Source organism: Microbacterium croceum (genome assembly GCF_023091245.1).
In the GTDB taxonomy this organism is placed as follows: Bacteria; Actinomycetota; Actinomycetes; order Actinomycetales; family Microbacteriaceae; genus Microbacterium; species Microbacterium croceum.
In genome coordinates, this window is the sequence record NZ_JAHWXN010000001.1 from 1,106,076 (window position 1) to 1,118,662 (window position 12,587).

The window sequence follows — 12,587 nt, forward strand, 5'->3', positions numbered from 1 at the left end:
TGTCCGCCCGGCCGGTGAGGCGCTTCCGGTGAGGGGTCAAGACACGCCGTTGCGCGAGGGTCGGGCGCGGCGTGTCCTGACCCCTCACCCGGCGGAGGGGAGTGAGGTCGGTGAGGGTCGTTACGCTGGAGGGATGCCGCAGACTCCCCGTGACCCGTACGCGGATCTGCCGTACGCCGATGAGCCCTACGACGACGGCTGGGAGTCGTCCGCGCCGCCGGAGCCGATGGACTGGGAACCACAGGGTGCCGGGTACGAACCTCCCCTCGACTGGGGTCCAGGACCTGCGACCCTGGTCGCGCCGCCCGTCACCTCCGCGACCCGTCGGGCGACCCCGAGTCGCTACGCCACGGCTCGCGAGGCGCTGCACACGGTCTTCGGCTACGACGAGTTCCGTGGCGAGCAGGCCGCCATCGTCGACCAGGTGATCGGCGGCGGCGATGCCATCGTGCTCATGCCCACCGGCGCGGGCAAGAGCATCACGTTCCAGGTGCCGGCACTCGTGCGCGAAGGCACGGGGCTCGTGATCAGCCCGCTCATCGCCTTGATGCACGACCAGGTCGACGCGCTGCGAGCCAACGGTGTGAAGGCCGCGTATCTGAACTCGACGCAATCCTCGCAGGAGCGCGCCGAAGTCGAGCGCGCCTACCTCTCCGGCGAGCTCGATCTGATCTATGTCGCTCCGGAGCGGTTGTCGAACGCGTCGACCACGGCGCTGCTGCAGCGCGGAACGCTCAGCGTGATCGCGATCGACGAGGCGCACTGCGTGTCGCAGTGGGGCCACGACTTCCGTCCCGACTACCTGATGCTCGGCGACCTGGGGGAGCGCTTCCCCGGTGTCCCGCGCATGGCCCTCACTGCGACCGCGACCCGCGCCACGCACCAGGAGATGACCGAGCGCCTGCGTCTCGGCGATGCGAAGCACTTCGTGGCGAGCTTCGACCGCCCGAACATCCAGTACCGCATCGTGCCCAAGGTCGATCCGCGCAAGCAGCTCGTCGCCTTCATCCGCTCGCAGGGCCCTTCGCCCTTCGACAAGCTCAGGAACCCAGGCTCGGGCACCCAGTCGACAAGCTCTGCGACCGCGCCGTGCGGCATCGTCTACGCCCTCAGCCGCAAGTCGGTCGAGCAGACGGCGAGCTATCTCGTCGCCCAGGGGTTCGACGCGCTGCCGTATCACGCGGGTCTTCCGGCCGAGGTCCGTGCCGCGAATCAGGCGCGGTTCCTCCGCGAAGACGGCATCGTGATGGTCGCCACCATCGCGTTCGGCATGGGCATCGACAAGCCCGACGTGCGGTTCGTGGCGCACATCGACCTCCCGAAGTCCGTCGAGGGCTACTACCAGGAGACCGGTCGCGCCGGCCGCGACGGTGAGCCGTCGATCGCCTGGATGGCCTACGGACTCGGCGATGTCGTGCAGCAGCGCCGCCTCATCGACCAGAGCCCCGGCGACCGCACGTTCAAGATGCGGATGGGGCAGCACCTCGACGCGATGCTCGCCCTGTGCGAGACGGTGGAGTGCCGTCGGCAGAACCTGCTCGGCTACTTCGGCCAGGAGTCGCAGCCGTGCGGCAACTGCGACACGTGCCTGGAAGACACGGCGACCTTCGACGGGCTCGTGCCCGCCCAGAAGCTGCTGTCGACGATCGTGCGTCTGAAGCGCGAGCGCAATCAGTCCTTCGGCGCCGGGCACCTGATCGACATCCTGCGCGGGGCGTCGACCGAGCGCATCCGCCAGCAGGGGCACGACACGCTCGCCACCTACGGCATCGGCGCCGACCTCTCCGATCAGGACTGGCGCAGCGTCGTGCGGCAGTTGCTGGCCCGCGGCATCCTCGTCGCCCAGGGCGACTACGGCACCCTCGCGCCCGGCGAGCTGGCGGCCGGAGTGCTGCGCGGTGAGACTCCCGTGCCCCTGCGCAAGGACACGATCGGTCGTCCGAGCACCCCGTCGCGCGCCCGCAAAGCCTCGGCCGCCGATGCGCTCGCCGAGGGCGACCGGTCGCTGTTCGAGGCGCTGCGCGTGTGGCGCGCCGAGACCGCGCGCGAGCAGGGCGTGCCCGCCTACATCGTGTTCGGCGATGCGACACTGCGTGCGCTGGCCGAGCATCGTCCGGCATCCCTCGCCGACCTCGACGGCATCACCGGCATCGGGGCGAAGAAGCGCGAGGCCTACGGTGACGGCGTGATCGCGGTGATCGCCGCGAACTGAGTCGCCCCCCCGGATCAGACCCCTCACGCGGGGTCGACACCGGCGAGGGACGGGCATCCTGTCGCCTGGCGACAACGCAGGGCGGGGGCGCGGCGGGATGGCGTTAGAGGATGCGGACAGGTGACTTCGCCCTGGTTTGTCGCAGACCTACCATGGGGGCATCCCTGCTTCTCTTCGAGAGGAATGCCCATGGTCGACGCCGCTGTCCGTTCTTCCGCGACACCCACCCCGTCGAACGATGCTCCGCACACGCCGCACATCGACGTGGCGAAGGTCAACGATCTCCTGATGGGCACCTGGGGCGACACCCGCCGCCAGGCCCGCGAGATGATCAAGGACTCCGCGTTCTGGCGTCAGGACGAGCTCGGCAAGGACGAGCACCGCGAGCGCGTGCTGAGCCAGCTCCACCTTCTGGTCGACAACAAGGCCGTGCACCGCGCCTTCCCGAAGTGGCTCGGCGGTGAGGAGGACAACGGCGCCAACATCGCCGGTTTCGAGGAGCTGGTCGTGGCCGACCCGAGCCTGCAGATCAAGTCGGGTGTGCAGTGGGGCCTGTTCGGCTCCGCGATCCTGCAGCTCGGCACCAGGGAGCACCACGAGAAGTGGCTGCCCGGAGTGATGGACCTTTCGATCCCCGGTGCCTTCGCGATGACCGAGATCGGACACGGATCCGACGTGGCATCCGCCGGCACCACCGCGACCTATGACCCCGAGACAGAGGAATTCGTCATCCACACCCCCTTCCGCGGGGCGACGAAGGAGTACCTCGGCAATGCGGCCCTGCACGGCATCGCGGCGACGGTGTTCGCGCAGCTGATCACCAACGGCGTGAGCCACGGCGTGCACTGCTTCTACGTGCCGCTGCGCGGTGAAGACGGCGTCGACCTGCCCGGAATCGGCCGTGAGGATGACGGCCTGAAGGGCGGCCTGAACGGCATCGACAACGGGCGTCTGTCGTTCGACCACGTCCGCATCCCTCGCACCAACCTGCTCAACCGCTACGGGGACGTCGCTCCCGACGGCACCTACTCCAGCGCGATCGACAGTCCTGGGCGCCGCTTCTTCACGATGCTCGGCACCCTGGTTCAGGGGCGCGTCTCGCTCGACGGTGCCGCCTCGTGGGCATCCGCTCTCGGGCTCGACATCGCGATCACCTACGCCACCCAGCGCCGCCAGTTCGACGGCGCCGACGGCGAAGAGGTCGTGCTGCTCGACTACGGCAAGCACCAGCGCCGCCTGCTCCCGCGGCTCGCGACCACCTACGCCCAGATCTTCGCGCACGACGAGTTCCTGCAGAAGTTCGACGGCGTCTTCTCCGGCCGCACCGACACTCCGGCCGACCGTGAGGATCTCGAGACGCTCGCGGCCGCGCTCAAGCCGTTGTCGACCTGGCATGCGCTCGACACGCTGCAGGAGGCGCGTGAGGCCTGCGGCGGCGCCGGCTTCATGTTCGAGAACCGTCTGGTGGGCCTGCGCGCCGACCTCGACATCTACGTCACGTTCGAGGGTGACAACAACGTGCTGCTGCAGCTGGTGGGCAAGCGGCTGCTCACCGACTACGCGAACCAGTTCCGTGGCAAGGATGCGGCTGCGCTCGCCAAGTTCGCGGTCGGGCAGACCGCGGGCAAGGTGTTCCACGGAGCCGGCCTGCGTCAGTTCGGGCAGGCGGTCGCCGATTTCGGTCAGGTCTCGCGCTCGGTCGAGAACGGTCTGCGTGAGGGGCAGCAGCATGAACTGCTCGCCGACCGCGTGCAGCAGATGGTCGCCGACATCGCCGGTCGCCTGCGTGCCGGCGCGAAGGACAAATCGCTCGGCGCCCGGCTGTTCAACGAGAACCAGGCCGAGCTCATCGAGGCTGCTCGTGCGCACGGGGAGCTGCTGCAGTGGGAGGCGTTCACCGACGCCATCCACGGCATGGAAGACGGCGAGAGCAAGCAGGTGCTCACCTGGCTGCGCGACCTGTTCGGTCTGCAGCTGATCGAGAAGCACCTGGCTTGGCACCTCATCAACGGACGGCTGTCGACGCAGCGCGCCGCGGCGGTGTCGAGCTACATCGACCGCCTCTGCGCCCGTCTGCGCCCGCACGCGCTCGACCTCGTGAAGGCCTTCGGCTACGAGCCCGAGCATGTGCGTGCACCCATCGCCTCCGGTGCCGAGCAGGAGCGTCAGGACGAGGCCCGCGCGTACTACGCCGACCTCGCGGCCTCCGGCAACGCTCCGATCCAGGAGAAGGCGCTCAAGAAGCGGAAGCGCTGACCGCGGTCGTTCACAACTCAGGACATCCCGCCCGAATCCACAGCTCGATCCACGGATTCCGGCGGGATGTCGTGCGCGCGGGCGCGGATGTCCTGAGCTGTGAAGCACCGGGCTCCTGCGCAGAGCCGCGCGGTGTAGCGTCGTGCAGGCGCCGGCTGCGGCGCAGGATCGACAAGAGGAGCACCCGCATGAGCACTGTCCACGCCTACGCCGCACCGAGCGAGGCTGCACCGCTGGAGCGCACCACGATCGAGCGTCGGGACCTCGGCCCGCGAGACGTCCTGATCGACATCGCGTTCGCCGGCATCTGCCACTCCGACATCCACACCGTCCGCGGCGACTGGGGTCCGCAGAGCTACCCGCTCGCGCCGGGACACGAGATCACGGGTACTGTCGCAGCGGTCGGCGCCGAGGTGTCGTCGTTTGCGATCGGCGACCGGGTCGGCGTCGGCTGCATGGTGAACTCCTGCGGTCGGTGCCGCAACTGCGCGCGCGGACTCGAGCAGTTCTGCGTCGAGGGCGCCGTGATGACCTACGGCGGCACCGACCGTGACGGCACCATCACGCAGGGCGGCTACTCCGAGCAGGTCGTCGTGACCGAGGCCTTCGTGCTGCGGATCCCCGATGCGCTCCCACTCGACGCCGCCGCGCCGCTGCTGTGCGCCGGCATCACCACGTACTCGCCGCTGCGGCACTGGAACGTCGGGCCGGGCACCCGCGTCGCGGTCGTCGGTCTCGGGGGCCTGGGGCACATGGGCGTGCAGATCGCCCATGCACTCGGTGCCGAGGTGACGGTGCTCTCGCAGACCCTCAGCAAGCAGGACGACGGTCTCCGCCTCGGTGCCGATCGGTACTTCGCCACGAGCGACCGCGCGACGTTCCGCGAGCTGAGGTCCTCGTTCGACGTGATCCTGAACACCGTGAGCGCCGTGCTCGACATGCGCTCCTACCTGAGCCTGCTCGACGTCGACGGCACGATGATCTGCGTCGGTGCGCCGGCCGAGCCGCTCGCGGTGGGGGTCTCTTCGCTGATCGGCGGACGCCGGTCGCTGGCGGGGTCGAACATCGGCGGGATCGCGGAGACCCAGGAGATGCTCGATTTCTGCGCCGAGCACGGCATCGCGTCCGAGATCGAGGTCATCTCCGCGTCCGGCATCAACGACGCCTACGAGCGGGTGCTCGCGTCGGACGTCCGGTACCGCTTCGTGATCGACGCCGCGACCATCAGCGAGTGACCTCCGGGCGCGCGGCCACCCGCCAGGAGCGGACGCGATGTCCGTCCCGGCGGATAGCCTGAGCGTATGACCTCCGTGATCACCGGTCCCGACGAACGCGCTCGCTGCGCGTGGGTCGGCGACGATGCCGAGTACCGCCGCTACCACGACGAGGAGTGGGGCACCCCGCTGCACGGCGACCGTGCGCTGTTCGAGAAGATGGCGCTCGAGGGCTTCCAGGCGGGGCTGTCGTGGATCACGATCCTGCGCAAGCGCCCCCACTTCCGAGAGGTGTTCTGCGGATTCGAGCCCGAGGCCGTCGCCGAGTTCGACGAGGGCGACGTGGAGCGTCTGATGGGTGATGCGGGGATCGTCCGCAACCGCGCCAAGATCGAGGCGACGATCGGCAATGCGCAGATCGTCCGGGGCATGGCCGAGGGAGAGCTCGACGCCCTGATGTGGTCGTTCGCCCCTCCGGCAGCGTCCCGGCCCGCGACGATGGGGGAGGTGCCTGCGGTCACGCCCGAGTCGACCGCGATGAGCAAGGAGCTGCGGCGCCGGGGGTTCCGTTTCGTCGGGCCCACCACGATGTACGCCCTGATGCAGTCGGCCGGAATGGTCGACGACCACATCCAGGGCTGCTGGCGAGGCTGATCGCCCGGATGCGGTCGGATCCCCTGCCTTGGGGGACGCCTCGATGGGCACTTCTCCCCATCGAGAGCATTACCACAGCGCGGTTAGGATAGACCGGTACGCCGCGGGCTTTCGGCTGGTGGTGAGAGTCGGTAGTTCGACCCTGGGGGGGGAACCGGGTATGAAGGCACTGTCATGGATGCGCGCGCGACCCAAGACGCTGGCATCGGCCGCGGGCGTCACCGTGGGCGTGATCGCCATCACGACCATGGCGTTCACCTACGAGGGCTTCCCGACGACCAAGGTCGACCTGAACGACGGCGGTGTCTGGATCACCAAGACGTCGAGCCTGCTCGTGGGCCACTTCAACCATGAGTCCACCGTCCTCGACGGGGGATTGCGAACGACCGGCGAGAACTACGACATCCTCCAGGCGGCGTCCACCGTCCTCGTCGTCGACGACAGCGCCTCCACTGTCACCACCGTGGACCCCGCACGCATCTCACTCGGCGATTCCGCCGCGATCCCCACGACCGCGAAGGTCGCACTCGGCAACCGCACGGCCGCCGTCCTCGATGAGAAGTCCGGAGACCTCTGGGTCGTGCCGGTAGCGGGCATCGCCGGGTTCGAGATCGAGGCGACCGAACCGCTCGCAGAGCTCGGTGAGAACGCCGACGTGGTCGTCGCGGGTGACGGCACCGTGTTCGCGCTGTCGGCCGAGCGGGGAGAGGTCGTCACGGTTCCTGTCGACAACGAGGGTGAGGCGGGCGAGCCCTCCACGGCGTCGGTCGGCGAGATCGACACCGCCCTGCGCCCCACGATCACCGCGGTCGGACGCACACCGATCGTGCTCGACGCCGCTGCGGGAGTCGTGATGACGCCCGGCGGGTTCCGCACCGAGATCGACGGTGCCGCAGATGCGGTGCTCCAGCAGGCATCGGCGGAGACGGATGCCGTGGCCGTCGCCACGGCTTCGACGCTGCTCGAGGTGCCGCTCGACGGCAGCGAGGCGACCGAGACGGCCGTCGGGGCGAACGGCACCGCTGCCGCTCCGGTCTGGCTGCGCGGCTGCACGTACGGTGCATGGGCAGGCTCGGCGAAGTTCGTCCGCGAATGCCCCGGAAGTGCCAACGACGTGAACGCCGTGGTCGACGGTGCCGAGGAAGCGGCGAGCCTGGTCTTCCGCGTCAACCGCGATGTCATCATCCTGAACGACGCCGTCGGCGGCGCGGCCTGGATGGCGGATGACAGTCTGCAGCGCGTCGACAACTGGAATGATCTGACCCCTCCCGACGGAGAGACCGAGAACGAGGACGACTCGACCGAGGAGACGGTGGAGACCACGCTCCCGGAGCGCAGCGAGATCAACACCCCGCCGGTCGCGGAGGACGACTCGTACGGCGTGCGCCCTGGTGCCACGACGATGCTCCCCGTGCTCGACAACGACAACGACGCGGACGGCGATGTGCTCGTCGCCGCGCTCGCCGAGAAGCAGCCGTCGATCGGTACCGTGCAGGCCGTCAACAACGGCGGATCTCTCCAGATCGCGGTCGACGAGGATGCGTCGGGGACTGCCACGTTCATGTATGAGGCCGACGACGGGCGCAAGGGCAAGGACACCGCGATGGTGACCCTCACGGTGCGTCCCTGGGACGAGAACGAAGCCCCGAAGGCGAAGCGCAAGACGGCGCTGGCGGTGGAGACCGGCGGCACGATCTCGTACAACATCCTTCCGGACTGGATCGACCCGGACGGCGATGACATCTACCTGCAGAGCGTCACCCCTGCGGAGGGCGACGAGGTCGACTTCAGCAAAGACGGCCAGATGACCTACAAGGCCACGGCGAGTCTGCAGGGGCGCAAGGAGGTCCAGGTCGTCGTGGCCGACGCCTCGGGGCTCACGACCACGTCGACGCTCACGTTGGACGTGCGCCCGCAAGGATCGACGAACCCCAAGACGAACGCCGATCATGTGGTCACGCGCGCCGGGGAACAGGTCACGGTCGCACCGTTGGTCAACGACACCAGCGCCGGCCGCGAACCGTTGCGTCTGAGCCGGGTGCTCGACACCCCCGGCGCGACGATCCAGCCGAACACCGCGAACAAGACCTTCACCTTCGTGGCGCCGGAACCCGGCGTCTACTACGTGCAGTACCAGGTCACCACCGGCCCCAAGAACGGCGAAGGGCTCGTCCGCATCGATGTGATGCCGGAGACCGAGACGGATCTGCCCCCCGTGGCCGTGCGCGATGTGGCGCTGCTGCCCACGGGCGGCGACGTGCTGCTGGGCGTGCTCAACAACGACACCGATCCCGCCGGCGGCATCCTCGTGGTGCAGTCCGTGTCGCTGGACCCGGGGAGCGGCATCTCGGTCTCGGTGCTCAACCACGAGACGCTGCGTATCACCGATCAGGGCGCCCTCCAGAACGAGGTGCGTATCGGCTACCGGATCTCGAACGGATCGAAGTCCGCCGACGGCGAGGTCGTGGTGATCCCGATCCCCGCTCCCGACGAGATCCTGCCGCCGACCGCCAATGCCGACACGGCCACCGTGCGCGCAGGCGACGTCGTGACGATTCCCGTGCTCGACAACGACACCCACCCGAGCGACGATGTGCTGCATCTCTCGCCCGATCTCATCGAGCCGCTGGTCGACCCCGAAGATGGTGAGGCCTTCGTCTCGCAGGACGAGGTGCGCTTCAAAGCCGGCGCCGAGGCCAAGACCGTCTACCTCACATACGAGGCCGTGGATTCGCGTCAGCAGAAGGCCGCAGGATTCGTCACGATCCAGATCCTGCCGATCGACGAGGAGAAGAATGCCGCTCCTCGCCCGCAGGACCTCACGGCTCGCGCCCTGGCGGGCAGCGAGGTGAACATCGCGGTGCCGCTCGACGGCATCGACACGGACGGCGACTCCGTCGAGCTGGTCGGCCTCGACTCCAGCCCGACCAAGGGGCGCATCACGAAGGTCGGACCGAACTACTTCACGTATGAGGCCGCCGAGGGCTCTGCCGGGGTCGACGCCTTCACCTACCGCGTCCGTGACCGTCTCGGCAAGGAGGGCACTGCGGCCATCCGCGTCGGCGTCGCGCCTGCCGAGCAGATCAACCAGGCGCCGTACGCGGTGAAGGATGCCGTCGTCGTGCGCCCCGGTCGTGAGATCGCGGTGCCCGTGCTCGACAACGACTCCGACCCTGAGGGCGACAAGCTCCAGCTCGTCAAGAACGGACTGGAGGTCCCCGAAGTTCTGACCGCCCGGGTCTCCGGCGATCGTGTGCTGGTGCAGGCTCCGAACGAGGAGATGGAGACCTCGCTGCAGTACACGGTGGTCGACACCCGCGGTGCCACTGCCACCGCGACGCTGCAGATCACGGTCGATGAGGAGGTGCCGTTGAAGGCTCCTGTCGCCCGTGATGATCGGCTCCAGCCCGCTGATCTGAAGGACGGCAGCTTGTCGGCCGATCTCGAGATCCTCAAGAACGACGAGGATCCCGATGGCACGAAGGACAGGCTCGACGTCGAGGTCGGCGAGGGCGGCACGCTCCTCGAGGGCGGCCTGGTCCGCGTCACCGTCACCGACGAGCTGCAGCTGATCCGCTACACGCTCACCGACCCCGATGGGCTCCAGGCATCCGCGTTCATCTTCGTGCCATCGCGCGCCGACCTGCGCCCGACGCTGAGTTCCACCAAACCGGTCGAGGTCGTCAGCGGCGAGACCAAGGAGCTGCCGCTCGACAAGTACGTCACCGTGGCCGGCGGGGGCGAGGTGACGATCACCGAGAAGGCGAAGATCACCGCGAACCACGCCAACGGCGACGATCTGCTCCTCGACGCGAGCACCCTCGTCTACACCTCGGCGGACGGGTTCTTCGGACCGGACTCGCTGACCTTCGAGGTCACGGACGGCACGGGGCCCGACGACCCCGAAGGCCGCAAGGCCACGCTCAGCATCCCGATCAACGTGCTGCCGCCGGAGAACCAGCAGCCCACGTTCCTGCAGGGACAGGTAAACGTCGCGCCGGGTGAGGACGCGGTTCCGCTCGACCTGGCCGCGCTCACCGATGACCCCGATCCCGAGGACAAGGGCAAGCACGAGTACGCCTTCATCGGTGGAGATGCCAACGGCATCTCTGCGCGAGTCGACGGCGATCGCCTGTACGTCGAAGCCTCGTCGAACGCCAAGAAGGGCGCGACGGCGACGCTGAAGATCCGCGTCAGCGACGGCGAGACCGAGCCGATCGAAGGAACCGTGACCGCCCTGGTGACGGCGTCGACCCGCAACCTGGCCGCGGCGAACACCGACACGATCTCCGAGGCCGACGCCGGCAAGACCATCACGGTCCCCGCGCTCGCGAACGACGTCAATCCGTTCCCCGAGACACCGCTGAAGATCGTCTCGGCCGTGACCGAGTCCGGCGACGCCAAGGTGTCGAACTCCGCCTCCGAGGTCACCATCACCCCGGCGAAGAGCTTCGTCGGCACGCTCGTGGTGCGCTACCGCATCCAGGATGCGACCGAGGATGCCGACCGTGAGGTGAACGGCCAGATCATCGTCACCGTGCAGGACGTGCCGGGGGCGCCGGGTACCCCGACCGTCACCAGCGTGCAGGACCGCACCGTGGTCATCTCCTATTCGGCCCCGACCAACAACGGAGCGGAGATCACCAAGTACACCGTGAAGTCGGTGACCGGCGGCGCCTACTCGAAGGAATGCCAGTCGACCACCTGCACGCTCGACGGGCTGACAAACAACGTCGAGTACGCGTTCCAGGTGACGGCTACCAACCGTGTCGGCGAATCCGCGCCCTCCGGCACCTCGGAGATCGCTCGTCCGGACGCCCGCCCCGACACCCCCAACCCGCCGACCCTGGAGTTCGGAGACAAGTCGCTCAAGGTGGCGTGGAAGACCCCGACGACGCCCGGGTCACCGGTCGATCGCTACACGCTCGAGATCTCTCCGGCGCCGCCGTCCGGCATCACGCAGAAGGAAGTGACCGGCAACTCCCTGGTGTGGGAGGGCCTCGAGAACGGGTCCGACTATCAGGTGCGCGTGCAGGCCCACAACCGCGCTCCCGACCCCTCCAGCTGGAGCGGATGGTCGGCATCGGAGATCCCGGCGGGCCCGCCGCTCGCGGCAGCGGCCCCGACCACACAGGAGCTCGAGCCGGTCGGCGGCCAGGCGCAGATGCAGGTGAACTGGACGCCGCCCGACAAGAACGGCGACGCGATCCAGAGCTACCAGCTCGAGGTGCTCGAGGGCGGCAACGTCGTGCGCACCGTCACGCCCGGTGCCCAGGCGACCAGCCAGGCCGTGGTCGTGCCGACCTCCGAGTCGGCGTACACGTATCGGATCCGGGCGCAGAACAAGGCCGGGTGGGGCGAGTGGAGCGCGCAGTCGGCGCCGCGTCGTGGCGTCACCGCTCCCGGTGCCCCCACCAGCCTGCGCGTGACGAACGAGGGGGACCGTCAGCTGACGATCTCCTACAACCCGGGGTCGCGTAACGGCGCCAGGGCGGGAGAGGTCGCGTACCAGTACCGGTTGAACAACGGCGGGTGGACGGGAATCCCGGCCAACAACGTCATCGGCGGTCTCAGCAACGGCATCAACTACAACGTGCAGGTGCGCGGAGTGGCCACGGTCGACGGCACGACCTACGCCGGTGCGGTGTCGAACACGGCATCGGGCAATCCGCACGGCAAGCCGCACACCCCGACGGGGGGCGCGCAGCAGCTGACCACCCAAGTGCGCCTCAACTGGAATGCCACGGGTTCGGCCAACGGCCGCGACATCGCCAACGTGCAGATCAGCATCGACGGCGGCGGCTGGCAGGGCGTCGGCATCAGCGGCTCCACCGACGTCGGCAACGACTACGACCAGGCCCACAACATCCGGGTCAGGGCGCAGGACACGACCGGTGCCTGGTCGGACGTCAGCCCGACGTACAGCGCACAGTCCAGCCCTCGGCCGCAACCCCGTGCCTGGGTGACCAGAGGCACCCCCGGCAACTGGCCAGGGCAGTGCACCGACGGCACCTGCGCGAAGTTCGTGATCAACACCTCGAACTTCCCCGCGGGCAGGTACCAGGTCTACTGCAACAGCAACGCGCCTACCGCCGGCGCGCACTTCGCAGGCCCCTCGAGCTGGAACATCCCGGCCAACGGCTCGGTCGAGATCGGCTGCTTCCACGGCAACGGCGGTCGCGGTTACCAGGTGTGGGTCACGATCGGCGGCACGGATTATGAACGCAGCAACTGGTAGCGGTTCGTCGCCC

The 12,587-nt window shown here is 68.6% G+C and carries 5 protein-coding genes; all 5 read left to right on the plus strand.

All coding sequences use genetic code 11. The features are described 5' to 3' along the window. Positions 1–133 precede the first annotated feature (133 nt). The 5 genes from KZC51_RS05250 (at position 134) to KZC51_RS05270 (ending at position 12,574) form a co-directional block, all read left to right on the plus strand. Entirely contained in the window at positions 134–2,212 is a 2,079-nt protein-coding gene (locus KZC51_RS05250) for a RecQ family ATP-dependent DNA helicase (RefSeq protein ID WP_247628960.1), read from the plus strand. A 189-nt stretch (positions 2,213–2,401) separates the two neighbouring features. Next, positions 2,402–4,468 carry an acyl-CoA dehydrogenase family protein gene (locus KZC51_RS05255; protein ID WP_247628961.1) on the plus strand — a complete coding sequence of 689 codons (2,067 nt, stop codon included), beginning with the start codon at positions 2,402–2,404 and terminating at the stop codon, positions 4,466–4,468. 188 nt (positions 4,469–4,656) lie between these two features. After that, complete coding sequence (locus KZC51_RS05260; protein ID WP_247628962.1) at positions 4,657–5,703, plus strand: NAD(P)-dependent alcohol dehydrogenase; 1,047 nt, start codon at positions 4,657–4,659, stop codon at positions 5,701–5,703. 66 nt (positions 5,704–5,769) lie between these two features. Then, on the plus strand, positions 5,770–6,336 hold the full coding sequence (locus tag KZC51_RS05265) for a DNA-3-methyladenine glycosylase I (protein ID WP_247628963.1): 567 nt from the start codon (positions 5,770–5,772) through the stop codon (positions 6,334–6,336). A 160-nt stretch (positions 6,337–6,496) separates the two neighbouring features. After that, a complete protein-coding gene (locus KZC51_RS05270; RefSeq protein WP_247628964.1) occupies positions 6,497–12,574 on the plus strand; it encodes an Ig-like domain-containing protein in 6,078 nt (2,025 codons plus the stop codon). Positions 12,575–12,587: the final 13 nt, after the last annotated feature.